The sequence below is a fragment of the Buttiauxella sp. JUb87 genome (genome assembly GCF_004361975.1).
In the GTDB taxonomy this organism is placed as follows: Bacteria; Pseudomonadota; Gammaproteobacteria; order Enterobacterales; family Enterobacteriaceae; genus Buttiauxella; species Buttiauxella ferragutiae.
Genome location: NZ_SNVY01000005.1, coordinates 42,047 through 60,834 on the forward strand (window position 1 = coordinate 42,047; position 18,788 = coordinate 60,834).

At 48.7% G+C, this 18,788-nt stretch carries 17 protein-coding genes and 1 tRNA gene; 7 read left to right on the top strand and 11 right to left on the bottom strand.

What is annotated here, in order from left to right; all coding sequences use genetic code 11:
* Positions 1-6: 6 nt before the first annotated feature.
* The 10 genes from EC843_RS17355 to rpsU form a co-directional block, all read right to left on the bottom strand.
* The gene (locus tag EC843_RS17355) at positions 7-1,149 is read right to left on the bottom strand and encodes a tellurite resistance domain protein (RefSeq protein WP_133522717.1); all 1,143 of its coding nucleotides are present in this window, start codon (positions 1,147-1,149) and stop codon (positions 7-9) included.
* A gap of 131 nt (positions 1,150-1,280) precedes the next feature.
* Complete coding sequence (locus EC843_RS17360; protein ID WP_133522718.1) at positions 1,281-1,763, bottom strand: hypothetical protein; 483 nt, start codon at positions 1,761-1,763, stop codon at positions 1,281-1,283.
* 88 nt (positions 1,764-1,851) lie between these two features.
* Positions 1,852-2,589: a hypothetical protein gene (locus tag EC843_RS17365; protein WP_133522719.1), complete on the bottom strand. Its 738-nt coding sequence runs from the start codon at positions 2,587-2,589 to the stop codon at positions 1,852-1,854.
* A 1,045-nt stretch (positions 2,590-3,634) separates the two neighbouring features.
* A complete protein-coding gene (locus tag EC843_RS17370) occupies positions 3,635-4,951 on the bottom strand; it encodes an inovirus-type Gp2 protein (RefSeq protein WP_133522720.1) in 1,317 nt (438 codons plus the stop codon).
* A 105-nt stretch (positions 4,952-5,056) separates the two neighbouring features.
* Entirely contained in the window at positions 5,057-5,278 is a 222-nt protein-coding gene (locus EC843_RS17375; RefSeq protein WP_024199121.1) for an AlpA family phage regulatory protein, read from the bottom strand.
* A gap of 114 nt (positions 5,279-5,392) precedes the next feature.
* Positions 5,393-6,187: a hypothetical protein gene (locus EC843_RS17380; protein WP_133522721.1), complete on the bottom strand. Its 795-nt coding sequence runs from the start codon at positions 6,185-6,187 to the stop codon at positions 5,393-5,395.
* Positions 6,188-6,303: 116 nt separating this feature from the next.
* A tRNA-Ile gene (locus tag EC843_RS17385) sits at positions 6,304-6,380 on the bottom strand.
* Between the two features lie 184 nt (positions 6,381-6,564).
* Positions 6,565-8,403 (bottom strand): RNA polymerase sigma factor RpoD, encoded by a 1,839-nt coding sequence (gene rpoD / locus EC843_RS17390; RefSeq protein ID WP_064540155.1) that lies wholly within the window; start codon positions 8,401-8,403, stop codon positions 6,565-6,567.
* A 154-nt stretch (positions 8,404-8,557) separates the two neighbouring features.
* On the bottom strand, positions 8,558-10,303 hold the full coding sequence (gene dnaG / locus EC843_RS17395) for a DNA primase (protein ID WP_064540153.1): 1,746 nt from the start codon (positions 10,301-10,303) through the stop codon (positions 8,558-8,560).
* Between the two features lie 166 nt (positions 10,304-10,469).
* Positions 10,470-10,685, bottom strand: a complete 216-nt coding sequence (gene rpsU / locus EC843_RS17400) for a 30S ribosomal protein S21 (RefSeq protein WP_001144069.1) — start codon at positions 10,683-10,685, stop codon at positions 10,470-10,472.
* A 247-nt stretch (positions 10,686-10,932) separates the two neighbouring features.
* Here rpsU and tsaD point away from each other — a divergent pair, with 247 nt between their 5' ends.
* Positions 10,933-11,946, top strand: a complete 1,014-nt coding sequence (tsaD, locus tag EC843_RS17405) for a tRNA (adenosine(37)-N6)-threonylcarbamoyltransferase complex transferase subunit TsaD (protein ID WP_133522722.1) — start codon at positions 10,933-10,935, stop codon at positions 11,944-11,946.
* Positions 11,947-11,980: 34 nt separating this feature from the next.
* Here the strand turns inward: tsaD and plsY are convergent, their stop codons facing one another.
* Positions 11,981-12,598 (bottom strand): glycerol-3-phosphate 1-O-acyltransferase PlsY, encoded by a 618-nt coding sequence (gene plsY, locus EC843_RS17410; protein WP_064540149.1) that lies wholly within the window; start codon positions 12,596-12,598, stop codon positions 11,981-11,983.
* A 107-nt stretch (positions 12,599-12,705) separates the two neighbouring features.
* Between plsY and folB the strand changes: the two genes are divergently transcribed.
* The 6 genes from folB to EC843_RS17440 all read left to right on the top strand — a co-directional run bounded on the left by folB (position 12,706) and on the right by EC843_RS17440 (position 18,784).
* Entirely contained in the window at positions 12,706-13,074 is a 369-nt protein-coding gene (gene folB, locus EC843_RS17415) for a bifunctional dihydroneopterin aldolase/7,8-dihydroneopterin epimerase (protein ID WP_064540147.1), read from the top strand.
* Positions 13,075-13,178: 104 nt separating this feature from the next.
* The gene (gene bacA, locus EC843_RS17420) at positions 13,179-13,997 is read left to right on the top strand and encodes an undecaprenyl-diphosphate phosphatase (RefSeq protein ID WP_064540145.1); all 819 of its coding nucleotides are present in this window, start codon (positions 13,179-13,181) and stop codon (positions 13,995-13,997) included.
* Between the two features lie 148 nt (positions 13,998-14,145).
* Positions 14,146-14,649, top strand: a complete 504-nt coding sequence (locus EC843_RS17425; protein ID WP_064540142.1) for a hypothetical protein — start codon at positions 14,146-14,148, stop codon at positions 14,647-14,649.
* Positions 14,631-14,945, top strand: coding sequence for a PTS fructose transporter subunit IIB (locus EC843_RS17430; protein WP_064540140.1), 315 nt, complete (start codon positions 14,631-14,633; stop codon positions 14,943-14,945). The genes EC843_RS17425 and EC843_RS17430 overlap by 19 nt, the downstream gene beginning before the upstream one ends.
* On the top strand, positions 14,938-16,059 hold the full coding sequence (locus EC843_RS17435; protein WP_064540138.1) for a PTS fructose transporter subunit IIC: 1,122 nt from the start codon (positions 14,938-14,940) through the stop codon (positions 16,057-16,059). Before EC843_RS17430 ends, EC843_RS17435 begins: the two co-directional genes overlap by 8 nt.
* A 136-nt stretch (positions 16,060-16,195) precedes the next feature.
* Positions 16,196-18,784, top strand: coding sequence for a glycoside hydrolase family 38 C-terminal domain-containing protein (locus EC843_RS17440; protein WP_133522723.1), 2,589 nt, complete (start codon positions 16,196-16,198; stop codon positions 18,782-18,784).
* The last annotated feature ends 4 nt before the right edge of the window (positions 18,785-18,788 follow it).

Here is an 18,788-nt window from a genome sequence, read left to right on the forward strand (position 1 = left end):
TGCAGACTAATTTTTGCTCGCGCCAGCCGTCCATTCAAAACCCCAGCCATAGTGCTTATCCAGCGACTTCCGTTCCGGGAAGAAACGGTCAAGACGTTCAACGTTGATATTGCCATCGACGTTTTTGAGTCTGGCTATCGCTGCGACGTTATTGAGCTGATTGCTATCAGTGAGCGTGGATTTAATGGGGGGCTGATCGGGAACATAAATCGTGATGGTGGCATTGGTCCCTTGCCAGTTATCGGCACCGCCGTAAATGAAGCTATACACCAAGACTTCATCAATATCCTGCCAGTGGCTGCCATTGACAAAGAGCCATTCACCATCCTGGTCGTTGCCTTCACGTAGATCTTTTTGCAGCAACAGATAAGGTGGCTTGTCATAGTTTCCGAGGAATTTACTCAACGCTTCGGCGCCGCTGATCTTGCCGTTTTTAAAACGAATAAAGGCGGCGATATCAAGATCGATAGGCTCTTTGTGGTTGCCCTGTTGCCACGTCAGGTTAATTTTGATCCGCCCGAAATCTTTGCGTTTCTCCAGATTAATGCTGGGGTTCGCTTGGGTTAATTCCGTGCTGGCTGGCGCGGCGGCAGGCGTGGTGACGGGCGCTTCGTGATGAACCGGAGGGGGAACCTCGGTAGGTTTTTTTTTAGACCACCACCAGGAGAAGGTAATCAGCAACAGCAGCAGCAACAATAATAGCCATGGCAAAAAACGCCGCCACCATGGGATAACGACCACGGGAAGCGGGGCTGTTTTACTGACAATGGCCCAGTTGATCAGCACTGGTTCACCATTCACGCTATAACAGTTGAGTTCGCGTGAATGTGTTAGCAGCATTTGCAATGCGTATGCCGAGTGTTCTTCGCCGCGCGCGATCAGTTGTTCGATCAAACCCGCCAGAATATCCTGGTACTGCTGGCGTTTGCTTTGTACGCAGAGTTGTTCTTCATCACTTAATGCTTCAAAAGGTTTAGCCAGTCCCTGGCGTTCAGTCCACCATTCTAGGTAACCTTCTGAATTACGACGAGCAGTGGCGTAGAGCAGAGCCAGGGACGGCGGAAGATGACGGTGTATGATAGCAACCGTCTCCTCGTATATTGTCAGAGTCGCTTCATCAATAGGCGCAGCAGTTGTTAGTCGTTGCATAACCGAAATCAGTGTTGTTGTGAATTATTTACGTGATATGCGTACAGCCGCATATCAGCAAACCAGGGCAGTTTTCTTCAGCGGGCAGATAAAAGTGGCCTACGTAAACTGGTGCCACTTTTATTGCACCTCTAACGAAGCGTGTTTGCTTCTTCAAGGACTTTTATTTTCTGCTTGGCTTCAGCGACTTTTTTTTCAATTGCCGTAATTTCACTTACGCTACTGGCATGCTGAGATTGTCGCTGCAGGTCCTGCAATTGCTGAATTTCCTTCTGGCGCTCACTGCTTTTCATTTTGCTGGATTTCAGTTGTGCAAGAGTCTGCGACAGATCTGATTGAACGGCGTCTAGCCTGGCTTGTTCATCGGCCAGCTTTTGGTTTACGGTTTGCTCTCTGTTTCGGGTATAGGCCTGCTGTTGCTTCGCCGACTCATTTTCATACTGGCTGAGTCGGACCTGCTGCTCTTTTTGATCAACCTGCTGGCGATAACCACCGGAAGAGGCGCAGCTCAGTTTGGTTATAAAACTCGGATCTTGTGCATGTAAATCACAGTCCTGTGGTGATGTGGCACAACCGGTAAGTACGATTGATGCGAGAAGTACGTATTTTCTCATCAAATAGTCCATGAATAGAGTCAAATAACGACGCTTTATACGCTAAAGCTGTCTTAAAAAGGCCGATAACCCAATCGGCCGAAAGTAATCAGCCCAGAGAAATAGCCTGGCGTTGTTCGTAAAGCTCGTTCGTTTCTTTTTCCAGGTCGCTGATCTTGCTATTAAGACTGGCATACTCTTTGTTTAAATTTTCCAGTTTGTTTTTCTCAGCAGTCGTCGCAGTTGTTTGTCCTTGCAGAGCGACTTTAAAGGCAGACTCTTTGTCTTTCATACCTTTTATCGTCTCTTTCATCTTGCTGATGTTGGCATCGATTTGCGCTAACTGAGTTTTGGCACCCGCTTTGTCGAATCCAGCCTTATCCTTTTGAATGCTAATTTTGGTTAAGGTAGCTTGGTTTTCACTAATAACCTGTTTCATTGCGAGGGTAGATTTTTCCACCGCAGCAGTATCTTTGCTAATGTCGGTATCCATTGCCTGCAGGCGCTCGGCCGTTGAGGCATAATCTTTTTTCAGGCCATCAAGATAGTAGTTAGCTGTCATACCAGCTGCACATCCTGCAGCACCACCAATAGCCGCCCCTGCAAGCGCATTCTTAGAATCGCCTGCGAGAGCACCAACCAGAGCACCGAGAGCAGCACCTGATACTGCACCAACACCACAACCCTGTGCACCGGAAGTGCTAAAGAACTGGGCTTGCTCACTGCTTGTTAGGCGAGGATCGGGTTTTGTTCCCGACAACAGAGAGCTACCTGTATTTGCGCAGCCGCTAAGCAGCAAGGTTACGGAAATCAGCAGACATGCAGTATTTCGGTTAAAAGCGTTCACTATTTTTTTCCTTAAATCATGAATTAGCAACGATAAAAAAGCTGTGTAGCGAATCAATTTCGTATAAGTAATGATTTCATATAGGGCAGAATGAAATTCTGCATTTTTTATAAAGTGAATACGTGTATCCCAGTAATAGAAAATGAAATAATAACAAGTGTGTTAATTTCTTTGCGTTACAATTGAAAATGGAATGACAATTACACATTTATTTGATTGTTGTTTGAAATGTGAATTATTTGTTTTTCAATCATTTTATAATGTAGCCGCAACTTGATTTTTAGAGTTCCCATAGGATGTAAACCGTTATGAAATCACCAATAGTGAAGTTACCTGAGGCCCCCTATCACGAAACATAGATAACCGGCTCGAGTACACTGGATCCATCCATAATGGGAATTATCTTAACTCTACATGATTGTTTGTGCACGTGGTTAACGCATTGATTATATAGATTTATGCTTGTCAATAATGACGATACCCTTAAAGTTGGTAGTTGTATTGAGTTTTGAAAGCGGGAGTGCCGTTGCGTTACAATGATCATTTACTCCAGATATGCATGATTATGTGACCATCAGAAACGAACTGAAACGTTCATTCAGCTAATCCCCTGCAGTGACTTTTGTGCTGATCAATTCATAATATGTTGATATTAAAAGAAAAATAAAAGTGATCATATGTGTGTAAGGAGACATGGGGCTTATCTCATTGAAAGTATTAGAAATTAAAAGAAAATCTTCATTATTTCGCGTATGGGATAAATCAGAAGGAAAACATTTTTTTGAAGTAAAAGGTGTTTAAAGGGGATGAGTCCCAGCGGATATGTGGCAGTAAGCAGATATAAATTGGCTTACAGGAGGTAATCAGCGTTGTCTGTGCGTTAATTTCCGTCAAGAATTGAGAGGTACTTCAGTTATCATGCTGCACAATAATTCCCTGGTAGTGTTGATAAGGCTCTGCTTACTGATGGCGGCTAAGTGTTTATATTTAAGTTACGCCGCGCTCAGTAAGCATACCAGGTGACACTGTTAAGGTGTTTTCATCTCTATAACCATGGTTTCAATAAGAACGGGTCTATCAGGCCTATAAAAGGAAAATCGACTATATAACGTCTGGCAGTGCTGGCGACCAGATTGTGTTCACGGCAGTAGTCGGCAACAGTCCAGCCTTTCGGCCAGTACTTTTGATAATATCGATCAAAATGCTGGCTCCAGTGAGAGTTCATTGGTTTACGCCGTAACTGCTTTTTAGCTGTTTTATGATTCAGCCGGTGATTGTTAATGTAGTCATCCTGCGTGGATTTGCTTTTCTGGAAGTAATAGCGATGCCATGCCCAGTGAATAATTTTAAGGCTTTGCCCCCCAACACGGCGACAGTTGGCATATACCCGTACTGGATTCAACTTGTACTTGCGTGCGTAATCAGAAAGGCTGATCCCAGTAATCAGAGCCTCTAACACGTAGTTATGACGATGGCCGGACCAACGTGGTGAATTACACCACCATTTATTTTCGTCATAAAGTTCATAGGATGAACGTTTACGCAGAACGGCGGGTAATCGGGCTTTGCCCAGAAAATATTTGTCCAACATTCCTGAGTAGGTGGATTTCAACGCCATATCCTGATCGTTGGTTTTCGTCTCCGCTTTTTGGTTGATTGGCTTGCAGGGTGTTATTGCAGACTTTTGGCGTGAAGGCGCGACAGGTTTCGGTTTGCGCATGCCTGAGCCAAAAAGTTTGATACCTTTATCAATTGACTCTTTAGTACGGCGCTTACCCAGATAGCTAACTCTCAGCATCAGTTCGGTATAGGTCTTGAGATCATTTTCGCTCACAAAGTAATAACCGTTTTCCGGGAACCATACCGAACCACCAGCAACCTGTTCCCAGCAATGTCGGACAATCGTATTCAGCTTATTTGGATAACGGATATAGTTGCCATCCAGCATCAGCAAATAGTGATAATGCTGTGCTTCCCCTGAACCCTGCTCTCTTACCCAGAGATAGCTGATAAACGATTTTGGGTAGTTCTTACTTAACTGGCGGAAAAGTAAATTATGGAAATCATCCATTATGCGATTATCCGCACTGTAGGTCGGGAGCCGAAAATCATATCTGACCGCAAGAAAGCGAGGCATCGCTGATACCTTGTCAACTGCCCCGAAGATTCTTTTCATGATCTTCGTGTCCTGGTCGCGTTTCTCTGGCAGCACAGACCACATCACTTCTTTGAAAACAAACGTTCCCTTTGGCTGATATTCAACAAGGTTGCCAGGCTTATCGGGCGTAATAGTATTAAATACCGAGGTGAGTTCCTGACCAGGTGAGGGCTTTGTTACTTGATTAATCAGAGAGTTACTCATGTTTTAGCATGTCGCAGAATAGGTGAAAATAATCGTTTTTGTTCCAGTTTGTTTCATTGTCAGATGAAGAAAGGGCTGAATATTTCAGCCCTTTAACAAACAGAATTACTTGTTATTTTGCTCAAGCCAGCATTGATACGTATTGGCTGGCCATCCTACGGTTCGGCCCTCATGCATTATCGGCTGTGGGAAAATGCCAGCTTTAACCCAGCGGTAGAGGGTGGTGCGACTGCAATCGAGGAGCTGAAGCATTGTATCAATGCGAATCAGACGTTGGGGCTGATGAAGGGCGACAACCTTATCAGACATGGTTGGTTTATTTTTCAATTGAATAACTCCTGGTGGTGAAAGCTGAAACTGAACGGAGTTAATCAAACTGAACGGTATATTTCCCGTGTACCTTCCTGAAGATTACTGGGTACCTTTTGTAACTATTTCTTTTTATGCACTTTTTCTTTTTGCTTTTTTGGCTTCCCGAAGAAATTCAATATTCTGATTTGGTTGTTCTAAAAGATGTAAGGCGAAGCCTAGCTCTTTAGATGCATTCTCACGAGACATCGGAAGTTGTTTACTGTGAGGCCAGAACGCAGAGGCATGTTTTTCTATCTGATTCAGAAGTTCAGTAACTGTTGGGACGACCTTTTTATTAGCGTCTCTTTGATTTTGAGAGATAACCGCAAGGGCTGTGATCAGCAACTCTTCTCGTTTGATAGCATAACTTTCCCCTCTTAGTGGCGGGGGAGTCGAGTGCTTTTGCGCTGCTAGCAACTCGAAATATTTTTCTTTGTAGTCAGGCTCATCTTCGATGCTATCCAGAAGCTCGAAATCGAGGATAGGGGCAATAGCGTCACGCAAGAAGCCATGTGTACGAAGTGACTCGTTGTTACTGATATCTTCATCGTAGATACAAAGAAGTTGGGAAAGGGTCTTCGGGCGCTTCGCCAATTCTTCAGGGGACATTTTCCCTTTCATTGGGGCGGATAGTAGGTCCCAGGCAAAATGGTCATCGGCAACAGCGTTTAGTTTGTTTCCGTCCAGGCGGTATAGTTCCGGATGATGCTCAACCGACAGGGTAGTTAACAGCACAGAGGCGAAGTCTTCGTACATGGCTTCTGAGTCTTGAGCTTTGGCTGAACGAAGAAGATCATAAAGGCTAATCCAGTCCTTTACCGTTAACTCAGGGGGACGGGCCATACGGCGCATTTTTTTCTCTTCAACTTTATCCTTAAAGCTCATGCTAAATCTCCCTGACTACGGCACCTACAGTTGAGTTACGTCACCCATTACGTCACCCAGATTGAAACAAAACAAAAAGGACTTAGCCAGTTTCCTGTCTAAGTCCTTGTTTTATTTGGTGGCCCCTGCTGGACTTGAACCAGCGACCAAGCGATTATGAGTCGCCTGCTCTAACCAACTGAGCTAAGGGGCCGTGGCGCAGGATTATAATGTAACTCTGGGCTGCAATCCAGTGATTGCGTGACATCTGCCGCTTTTATAATCAAAGCCTAATCAAACTCTTATATTTCCCGCTTCTGATATTTTGCTCAGCTATTGTTAGCGGGCAGAAATAAAAAAGCCCTCGCGATGGAGGGCTCTTGAGAAGGGCGATGTGATTAGTCGTCCAGGAAGCTACGCAGTACTTCAGAGCGGCTTGGGTGACGCAGTTTGCGCAGTGCCTTCGCTTCGATCTGACGGATACGTTCGCGGGTAACGTCGAACTGTTTGCCCACTTCTTCCAGCGTGTGGTCGGTATTCATGTCGATACCGAAACGCATACGCAGAACTTTCGCTTCACGCGCTGTCAGGCCCGCCAGAACGTCGTGAGTTGCGTTACGCAGGCTTTCAGACGTTGCAGAGTCCAGTGGCAGCTCGAGGGTGGTATCCTCGATGAAATCACCCAGATGCGAATCTTCATCGTCGCCGATTGGCGTTTCCATGGAGATAGGTTCTTTGGCGATCTTCAGCACTTTACGGATTTTGTCTTCCGGCATTAACATGCGTTCAGCCAGTTCTTCCGGCGTTGGCTCACGACCCATCTCTTGCAGCATCTGGCGCGAAATACGGTTGAGTTTGTTGATAGTCTCAATCATATGCACCGGAATACGGATGGTACGCGCCTGGTCAGCGATAGAGCGAGTGATAGCCTGGCGAATCCACCATGTGGCGTAAGTCGAGAACTTATAACCACGGCGGTATTCAAACTTATCAACCGCTTTCATCAGGCCGATGTTACCTTCCTGAATCAAGTCTAGGAATTGCAGACCACGGTTGGTGTATTTCTTAGCGATAGAAATAACCAGACGTAAGTTTGCTTCCACCATCTCTTTCTTCGCACGGCGGGCTTTCGCTTCACCGATGGACATACGACGGTTAATGTCTTTAACCTGCTCGATAGTCAGGCCGGTTTCTTCTTCAATCTGTTGCAGTTTCTGCAAGCTGCGATGAACGTCGTCAGCAACGTCATGCAGTTTTTCAGACCACGGCTTGTTCATTGCGATAGCGGCTTTGAACCAGGTTTCGCTGGTTTCGTTGCCGGTGAACAGTGTGATGAAGTTTTTCTTCGGCATTTTGCACTGTTCAACACACAATCTCATGATCAGACGTTCTTGCGTACGAACGCGGTCCATCATGACACGCATGCTGTTTACCAGGTAATCGAATTGCTTCGGTACCAGGCGGAACTGTTTGAAGACTTCAGACAATTGCAAGATTTCAGCGGCAGAGTCTGCGTGAGCACGGCCTTTCGCTTTAATCGTGTCGCGAGTTCTTTCGTACTGCGTGCGCAGTTCGCCAAATTTCTCACGAGCGAGTTCAGGGTCGATGCTGTTGTCATCGTCCGCGTCGTCGTCGTCGTCTTCCTCATCGTCACTGTCACTGTTTTCTTCGGTGGTCAGTTCAGAGCCAATGTGAGTGGCGGTAGGGGCAAGGTCTTCTTCTGCATTCGGGTCAACAAATCCGGTGATCAAATCAGACAGACGTGCTTCTTCTGCTTCGACGCGGTCATACTGCTCAAGCAGATAAGTGATCGCTTCCGGGTATTCGGCAACGGAGCACTGCACCTGGTTGATACCGTCTTCGATACGCTTAGCGATATCGATTTCACCCTCACGGGTTAACAGCTCAACGGTACCCATTTCACGCATGTACATGCGAACCGGGTCAGTAGTACGCCCGATTTCGGATTCAACGCTGGACAGAACCTGTGCAGCAGCTTCTTCCGCATCTTCGTCTGTGTTGTTTGAGTTTTCAGCAAGCAACAGGTCATCGGCGTCAGGTGCTTCTTCCATCACCTGAATGCCCATGTCATTGATCATTTGGATGATGTCTTCGATCTGATCAGAGTCGACGATATCTTCCGGCAGATGGTCATTGACCTCGGCATAGGTCAGATAGCCTTGCTCCTTGCCCTTGGTAACAAGAAGTTTAAGCTGTGACTGCGGGTTTTGCTCCATAAGACGGTATCCACACTTCAGTATTAGGGTTGGTGTCGGTCGGCGAAACCGCCAACAATAACGTAACGAGGGCTGACTTATTTTATTGCCGCTGCCCATCCTTGCGGCGTTCGGGTTTGACCCGATCAATGTTCGGCAGTTAAGCCGATAATAATTACTTTTTCGCGCGTGATTCTGTTATCACACGGACTTCCTCACGCTCCGCAGGCGTTAGCCCTGTAGTTCTGGAACGTGCCATCAATTCTTCAAACCTCAATTCCAGCACTGAATCAAACATGTGTTCGAGTGCGTCGTTGAATGTTTTTTCTGCAATGTCCTTATCTGCTATATCGTCCCATGAAGAGAGTTTTTCAAGGGTGGCGGCTTCTTCTGTACCGCGATATAGCTCTAAAAGCTGCCCGGTGGTTAAACCCGGTTGTGCCAGACAGGTGTTCACCAAATTGATAAACAGTGTCAGCCCTGGCAACTTAGCCTGCTCCAGACCGTTTAGTGGTGGCACATTCGGTGCCAGCTCTGGATTCTGCACCAGCAGTCCTATCAGTATACGCATGGTTGTGCGTTTTAGCTGTGGGGCTGGGCGCGGCGTGCTGTTTTCCGCAAGCTTTGGCATCAATTTTTCAAGCTGGCTATCGTCCAGAATGCCCAGTTTGTTACCCAGCTCCTGGCGCAGATAAATGCGCAAAGTTTCACCAGGTACCTGACTAATCAGGGGTAATGCAAGAGTACTCAGTCGCGCTCGGCCATCCGGTGAGCTCAAATCGACCTGCGGCATCAGGCTGTTAAAAAGAAACGTAGAAAGCGGCTGAGCATGTTCCATGCGCGCTTCAAATGCTTCTTTGCCTTCTTTGCGCACCAGCGTGTCGGGGTCTTCACCGTCAGGCAGGAACATAAAGCGCAACTGACGGCCGTCCGTCATATAAGGTAGTGCAGTTTCCAGAGCACGCCATGCGGCATCTCGCCCTGCGCGATCCCCGTCATAACAACAGACAACGGTATCAGTCACCCGGAACAGCAACTGGATATGGTCGGCAGTGGTTGAGGTGCCCAGTGAGGCAACGGCGTAAGAAATACCGTATTGCGCCAACGCCACCACATCCATGTAGCCTTCCACAACTAACAAACGTGCGGGTTCGGGCTGGCTCTGTTGAGCTTCATACAGGCCATACAACTGGCGGCCTTTATGGAAAATATCGGTTTCCGGGGAGTTCAGGTACTTCGGCAGGGCATCGCCCAGCACTCGGCCACCAAAACCAATTACCCGGCCTCGCTTGTCGCGGATGGGGAACATTACCCTTTCGCGGAAGCGGTCGTAACTACGTCCCTGATCGTTAGTGACCAACATACCCGCATCCGTCAGTGCTTGACGGTTTTCGGTATTACCACCAAAACGTTTTAAAACGTTATCCCAACCGGGAGGGGCGTAGCCGATGGCGAAATGTTGAATAACTTCGGAGCTTAAACCGCGCTGTGCCAGATACTGACGAGCAGGTTCAGCCGATTGTTGAGCCAGGGATTGTTGATAAAAGGCGTTTAAGCCATCCATTAATTGATAAAGACTTTGCCGTTGATGACGCTCAATCTGGCTCGGTCCGCTACCTGCTTCGTAAGGCACTTCAAGATTGTGCATTGCCGACAGTTCTTCAACGCTTTCGACAAACTCAAGCTTGTCATAGTTCATTAAAAAATCGATGGCGTTGCCATGTGCCCCACAGCCGAAGCAATGGTAAAACTGTTTTTCACCGTTTACGGTGAAAGAGGGGGTTTTTTCGTTATGGAACGGACAGCACGCATGATAGTTCTTGCCCTGCTTTTTGAGCTTAACACGGGCATCAATCAGATCGATGATGTCGGTGCGAGCCAGCAAGTCATTGATGAATACACGTGGAATTCGTCCAGCCATAGGCCCCGTTTGGTACTCGCTTTCTTTCAATATTGCGATAAAACCGCGACATGAAAGAGCAGGAAGTATGTCAGTTCATGAACGAAAATAAGCCGCGCATTCCTTTCGGAAGCACGGCCTTTACAACTACTACTAGTCTGTTTTGGAGGATTGAGCCTCCAGAAAATTAGTACAGACGAGTGCGGCGTGCGTTTTCGCGAGCCAGTTTCTTCGCGTGACGTTTCACAGCAGAAGCTTTAGCGCGTTTACGTTCGGTAGTCGGTTTTTCATAGAACTCACGACGACGAACTTCCGCCAGAACACCTGCTTTCTCACAAGAACGCTTGAAGCGACGCAGTGCTACGTCGAATGGCTCGTTTTCACGTACTTTAATTACCGGCATTAACTCTCACCTTTGATAAATTCGGTTTGCCGCTGACTTAGGCGTCAGCTATTTCAAAATGGTGCGGAATTTTACTGCAACTACTGCTGCTTTGTAAAGCACCGGACAACCAGAAACCTGGCTTTTAAGGCCGGAATCTTCCAGGGGTGCGGATTATACACCACCGTCGGCCAATAGGTGAGCATTGTTTTACAATAAGCCCCCATGAGCTTAAACTTCGCGCCAAGACTTTGAGGTAGAGACCGCCATGCGAGTACTGGGTATAGAGACTTCCTGTGATGAAACCGGCATCGCCATTTATGACGATGAAAAAGGGTTATTAGCTAATCAATTGTATAGTCAGGTGAAACTGCACGCTGACTATGGCGGCGTGGTGCCGGAGCTTGCTTCCCGCGACCATGTTCGCAAAACAGTGCCATTGATTCAGGCAGCATTAAAAGAAGCAGGATTAACCGCAAAAGATATTGACGGTGTCGCCTATACCGCAGGGCCTGGTTTGGTCGGTGCGTTGTTAGTCGGCGCAACAATTGGTCGCTCGCTGGCGTTTGCCTGGGATGTTCCTGCTGTGCCGGTTCATCATATGGAAGGGCATTTATTAGCGCCGATGCTGGAAGAAAATCCACCTGAGTTCCCGTTTGTCGCCCTGCTGGTTTCCGGCGGTCATACACAATTGATTAGCGTGACGGGAATTGGGCAATATGAGCTTTTAGGTGAGTCTATTGATGATGCTGCCGGTGAAGCCTTTGATAAGACTGCCAAACTATTGGGGCTGGATTATCCTGGCGGCCCAATGCTGTCAAAAATGGCATCACAAGGCACTGCGGGGCGCTTTACTTTCCCACGCCCGATGACTGACCGCCCAGGTCTTGATTTCAGCTTCTCCGGCCTGAAAACGTTCGCGGCGAACACTATTCGCGCCAATGAAGCCGATCCACAAACCCGTGCAGATATCGCTCGCGCATTTGAAGATGCGGTTGTCGATACGCTGGCGATTAAGTGTAAACGTGCGTTGGATCATACTGGCTTTAAACGCCTGGTAATGGCTGGTGGCGTCAGTGCAAACCGTACTCTGCGTACGCGTATGGAAGAAATGATGGCAAAACGCCGTGGGGAAGTGTTCTACGCGCGCCCAGAATTTTGTACTGATAACGGCGCAATGATTGCTTATGCTGGTATGATTCGTTTGAAAGCCGGAACTGCGGGTGAATTGAGCGTGACTGTGCGCCCTCGTTGGCCGCTGGCTGAGTTACCTGCTGCGTAAAGGTTCACCAGAATCATTAGAAGGGAGTGAGAATTCACTCCTTTTTTTTGTCTTTATTTCTGCGCAGTTTCTTCCAGATTTTGGCTTCCTGCCCACGCCATAAACGTTGAATGTTGTCGTGGTGGCGCATCAAAATCAGGCACGACAGCATGGCAACCGGGAAGGTAAATTGCGGTTTGAACCACCAGACATAGAACGGCGCAATCAGAGCGCTGATAATCGCCCCTAAAGACGAATAACCGCTCAGTAATACGCTCAACAGCCAGGTTCCCGCCATTACGCCGGTTAAATCCCAGCCGATGGGAGCGATAGCACCAAAAGCCGTCGCAACGCCTTTACCGCCGTGGAAATTGAAGAATACAGGCCAGATATGCCCGATACAGGCTGCGATAGCGATAAGCCCCAGCCAGAACGGTGTCACGCCTAGTGCGTAAGCCGCCCAGACGGGTAGCATTCCTTTAAGAACATCAAAAATCAGTACCGCTACGGCAGCGCCTTTGCCGCCAATGCGTAAGACATTGGTTGCTCCAGGATTGCCAGAACCGTTTTGTCGTGGATCAGGAAGACCGGCAACTCGGCAAACCAGGATGGCGCTAGAAATTGAGCCGCAAAGATACGCAAGCAGGATCATGACTGGCGCGATTGCACTCATAACGCTGTTCCATTTTGAAAGTGTCGTTGTATTCTCTGCATCTGTGGATAATACGCATATTTCGCCGGAAGTGGTATCTGGCGTGACTAAAAACCGGGCAGGGCGTGATGGATATTGTATTTATAGAGCAACTCACTGTAATCACCACAATTGGTGTTTACGACTGGGAACAAACGATCTCACAGAAACTGGTCTTCGATATCGAAATGGCATGGGATAACCGCCAGGCTGCCAGCAGTGACGACGTAAAAGATTGTTTAAGCTATGCCGATGTCAGCGATGCAGTCATCAGCCATGTTTCGGGTGGCCGTTTTGCATTGGTTGAACGCGTGGCTGAAGAGGTTGCACAACTGCTACTCACTCGCTTTAACTCGCCGTGGGTACGTTTAAAAGTCAGTAAACCAGGTGCGGTTGCGCAGGCCGCCAATGTTGGTGTAGTTATCGAACGTGGCATTAATCTTAAATTAAGTCATTAGGTTCATATTGGCTAAACCAAACAGGCGTAGCTTAGTCAAAACTGTCATCTTTTCGCGGCAGACGCCGCTTTTTTTCTGTGTGTTTTGGGGTTAGAGGATTTTTAATGAGCGATCTGCACTCGTTAGTTATTGCTGCAATTCTTGGGGTTGTCGAAGGGTTAACGGAGTTTTTACCCGTCTCATCCACCGGTCATATGATTATTGTTGGTCACCTTCTGGGATTTGAAGGTGACACGGCGAAAACGTTTGAAGTCGTTATCCAGTTAGGTTCGATTCTGGCGGTTGTGGTGATGTTCTGGCGCCGTCTGTTTGGGCTTATCGGTATCCACTTTGGTCGCCAACCTCACGAAGGTACCGGAACCGGGCGTTTAACGCTGATTCACATTCTGCTGGGCATGGTGCCTGCAGTAGCGTTGGGGCTGGTTTTCCATGACATGATCAAGTCGCTATTTAACCCGGTAAACGTCATGTATGCGCTAGTGGTTGGTGGTGTGCTACTGATTGCCGCTGAGATGTTCAAACCGAAGGTTCCGCGTGCCGAAGGTGTGGATGACATTACTTATCGTCAGGCTTTTGCGATTGGTTGTTTCCAATGCTTGGCGCTGTGGCCGGGCTTCTCGCGCTCAGGCGCCACGATTTCAGGTGGTATGTTAATGGGCATCAGCCGTTATGCAGCCTCTGAGTTCTCGTTCCTGCTGGCGGTGCCAATGATGATGGGTGCGACCGTGCTGGATGTTTATAAGAGCATCGGTTTCTTAACCATGGCTGATTTGCCAATGTTTGCCGTTGGTTTTATGACAGCATTTATAGTTGCGTTGATTGCCATTAAAACGTTCCTGCAACTGATTAAACGTATTTCGTTCATTCCGTTCGCAATTTATCGATTTGCGGTCGCAGCAGTGGTTTATTTCGTATTCTTCTAATATTAACCACTAATAACAAAAGCCACTTTAATTAAGTGGCTTTTTTATTCCAAATATTTGGTTGATTAGAATAACGGGAATTGTGCGAGCAATCACATTTACTCCACAGGTTAATGACTATTATCATGCGCTCAAGACTGGAGGAAATATGTACGTCATAGTCCACCGATTAATCAGTTACTGCTTTTACTGCCTGCTGGGGAAATTCAGCAGCGTGAGGTCATTGCTGAGTGGACTTTGCTGTTTCAACTCCGTTCAATCACTTAGTGTTGCCGAAGAATACCCGCAGGAAAATAACGAAGATGAGTTTTCTGGCGGCTGGTCACGCTTGTGGGATTGTGCTGGCGAGAGCCTGTTTACCTTATCCAAACGCCCACAAACCCCACTCGTTTCCAACACTGTAAATACCACTATTCAGGCCCAACTAGTGGCGCAACTTCGCCATGAACTGGCATTTAGCTACACCACTCGCAGTGCGCACCAGTTGCTGGTGTGCCACCGTTTGAGTGGCGAGTCCGATGCGAATTCAGATTCACATAACAGACTGTTTTACTGCTTAAAAAGCACAATGCGCCTTATCGCCATTGTGCTTTTTTTATTGTCTGTACCCGCCCATCTGAGAGAGGAATCACTATGTACATCGTTTGTGTAGCTGCATGTCCGACTGGCGTTGCTCATACCTTCATGGCCGCCGAAGCTCTGGAAATCACTGGCAAAAGCCGTGGGCACGAAATTAAAGTCGAAACCCAGGGCAGTATGGGGTCGGAAAATGAAATTACCGCGGAGGATCTGGCTCGTGCCGATGGTGTAATCATCGCCGCTGATGTGGCCATTAACAACAAAGAGCGCTTCGATGGCATGCTAAAGCTGGAATGCAGCGTGGCAGACCCGATTAAGTTTGGTGACGCCGTCTTTGATGCCATTGAGCAGGAGATCAATAATGGCTAAATTTCAGGGTGGCGGGGTGAAATCCTCTACCGGGACGGAGGTGAAAAACGCCATTATGACCGGTGTGTCATACATGCTGCCGTTTGTCATTGCCGGTGCCGTCATTATGGGTATTGCCCGTATCGGTGCATCGATGTATGGCATTGATAACATTTGGGATGCTAGCCACGAACAGGCCGCAAGCCTGGTGGTGCAGATGCTGCATAAGTTCGATGGTTTTGGCGGCCTGGCGTTGTCATTAATGCTGCCGATTGTGGCAGGTTACATCAGCTTTGCGATTGCCAATAAACCGGGGATTGCACCAGGTATGGTCGGCGGCCTGTTAGCCAGCAACCTCGGCACCGGCTTTCTTGGTGCGCTAGCGGCGGGTTTTGTCGCCGGTTATGTGGTCCGCATGCTGACCGCAAAAATAAAACTGCCACGCTCGCTGGCCTCTGCTGGGCCGATTTTCATTCTCCCCGTTGGCGGCACGCTGCTGACCTGCATCATTATGGCGTTTGTGATTGGCACGCCACTGGCGGCACTCAATCGCGGTATGGAAGCGTGGCTGCTGGCGATGTCCGGCACTAACAAAATTATTCTGGCCGCAGTGGTCGGTGGCATGGTGGGCTTTGACCTTGGCGGCCCGGTCAATAAAGCCGCAGTTACCACCGCAATGGCACTGCTGGCCTCGGGGATTTACGACCCCAACACCGCGGCACAAGTGGCGATAATTATCCCGCCGATTGGCCTTGGCGTCGCAACTCTTATCTGGAAGCATCGCTTCCCAGAATCTCTGCAAGAAGCGGGCAAAGCCTCAACGTTAATGGGCTTGATTGGTGTTTCAGAAGGGGCGATCCCTTTCGCCTTAGCCAATCCAAAGATCATCATTATCAACGTGGTCGGTACAGCGACAGGGGCGGCGATGGCGGTTGGTTTAGGGGCGGTAAACCATGCGCCAATTTCCGGATTTTACGGTTGGTTAGCCGTTGATGGCTGGCCGGTTTACATCCTGTCTATTGCCGTAGGTTCAGCAATTGTCGCAATGGGTTCGCTGCTGGTGTTCAGTCAGTCGACACCTTCGGGCAATAAAGTAGAAAAAGCAGCTGCACCTAAATTTAAAGTGAGCCGTTAGCTTTTTATTTAATGGTTTGCTGATAGCGCAGTAATAAATATCAATGAGACTCATCAGTCTCAGGGTTTCCTGTATTTAAAATAAAGTCATGGCAGCTGGATTAAATATGCAGTCATTGTCATGATGAGGTTGAAATATGAAAATTGTTCATCTGGTACAGCATACCCATTGGGATCGCGAGTGGTATTTCACTGAGAACGATTCAAAAGCGGTACTTTATTATTTTATGGACGATCTTTTTCAGCGTCTGGAAGAAGATAAAACCTTAGGGCCATTTGTTCTCGATGGGCAAACGGTGGTTATAGAAGATTACTTGAGTGTTGCGCCTCATCAGGAAACCCGGTTACGACAGTTAATAGAGCAGGGGCGTATTGTGATTGGCCCGTGGTATACACAGAGCGATTTTCTGGTGGTTGGTGCGGAATCAATAACCCGAAACTTATTGCTCGGCCACGCCGACTGCCAGTGTTTCGGTGGCACAATGCCAATCGGTTATGTGCCTGATTCTTTTGGGCAAAGTGCACAACTGCCGATGTTTTTGCAGCAATTTGCGATCGACTACGCCGTTATCTGGCGCGGCTGGAGCGAACACAATGTCGCGCATAGCGAATTTAGCTGGCAGGCCGCCGATGGCAGCAAAGTCACCACCGCCGTGTTGCCGTGGGGCTATGGTTGCGCCAAATGGCTGCCTGACAATCCCCAAACGGCCCAAAAAACGCTGGAACCGATACTGGAAAAACAGACGCGTTTCTCCCTCACCGACCACGTTTTGCTGCCCAACGGTAACGACCAGTCGCCGTTTGAATATCGTGTTCCGGCAATGCTCCAGCAGCTTAACCCACAGCAGGATGACTACCGCTTTGTGCGCAGTAGTTTCAGCCAGTTTTTCCAGGCGCTGGAAAGCACCAACGTGACTCTGCCGGTTTATCAGGGCGAACTTCTCAGCCCGAAATATATGCGTATTCATCGCGGTATTTTCTCGACCCGCATCGACATCAAGCAACTTAACGCCCGCCTGGAACGGACGCTGAGCCAGCATCTGGAGCCGTTGCTGGCAGTCAACTGGCGACTGGGCCTGCCGTATCCGCAACATGCCGTCGATAATATCTGGCGTGAAGCGATGAAATCCCACGCCCACGACAGCATCGGTGGCTGCAATTCAGATCGGGTTAACGCGATGGTCAAAAATCGCCTTGAATCGGGTCTGGAAATGGCGAACCAGTTGATTGACCTGAATATGAAGATGCTGGCTGAAGGGATTACAGCGCAGCAAGATGGCAAGAAAATCATCATCTTCAATGCGCACCCGCAAATGAGTGCCGGGCTGCTCGAGCTGACAATATTCACACCGGAACAAGATTTCCGCGTGGTCGACAGCGAAGGCAAAGAGTGTCGCTGGCAGATTGTCGAAGAAGGCCGCCAGGATATGTCGATTATCGTTCAGGAGTTATCAAACAGCACCGAAACTACCTGGTATCGAAAATGTTGTTTGTTGCTGGAGGTCGCCAATATTCCTGCCTGTGGCTATCAAACGTTGTATCTGCAAGAGGGTATTAACGCAGGCTTTGAGCAGCAGGCTAAATCGATAAACAAACTGGAAAACGCCTGGCTGCGGCTGGAAGTTGACGAGCTAGGCATTTTGACGTTAACCGACAAGCACAGTCAGCAGAGCTATCACAATATTCTGCAACTGGTTGATGGCGGCGATGCAGGCGATAACTACAACTATTCGCCGCCGTTTGATGACTGGCTAATCAACAGTAATGGCTTCCTGGCGTCAATCAGCGGCACACAAGGGGCGCTGCAAAGTGCGCTGACGCTAAGCTGGAAAATAGCGGTGCCGCAGGATCTGGCGGCTCGCCGTGAACAGCGTGCGGATGCCGCACTCGATATCACCATGACTATCACGCTTGCCGACAGCAACGCCTGGCTGGATGTGGCAATTAGCGTCAATAACACGGTGCGCGACCACCGCTTGCAAGTGCTACTGCCGACTGCGGCTCAAAGTCATATTCATTTTGCCGATCAGCCGTTTGGCTTGATTGAACGCCAAAACTTGCCGTCGGAAATGGCGGTCTGGCAGGACGAGCAATGGACCGAAGCGCCGGTGGCGCTCTACCCGATGCAAAGCCAGGTGATGATGTATGACGCGCAGCGGGGATTGTGCGCTGTGACCGAAGGGTTGCGTGAATATCAAATTCCGCAAAACAGACAAGATGTTATCGCGGTGACTTTGCTGCGCAGCGTCGGTTGGCTCGGGCAGGCCAATATGCCTTACCGTCCAGGGCGGGCGTCCGGTATGGTTTTGCCTTCGCCTGATTCGCAAATACAGGGCATGCACTACTTCAAACTCAGTGTACTGGCGATGAATCACGGTGCGGATAACGCATTCTGGCGCAACGTTGAACGCGCGCGCGGCAACCTTCATGCGTGGCTGGCTACTGGCTGGTCGCGTTTTCGCACTAATCCTCATGGCCGCACTTTCCCGCCTCATTTCAGCGTCTTAAGTTGGGATACCGAACTGCATTTCAGCGTGCTGAAAAAAGCTCAGCATCGCGATGCGCTGGTGGTGCGTGGCTGGAATCCCTCAGCTCAACCGCTGCAGCGTGGCGTGCCTGAAACCCACGGCGAAATCATGCCAGCAACGCTTGCGGAAACCGCACTGGAAGCTCAGCCAGACACGGTGCCAACGTGCGCGCCGGCGACTTTTGTCATCACATTTTAGGGCG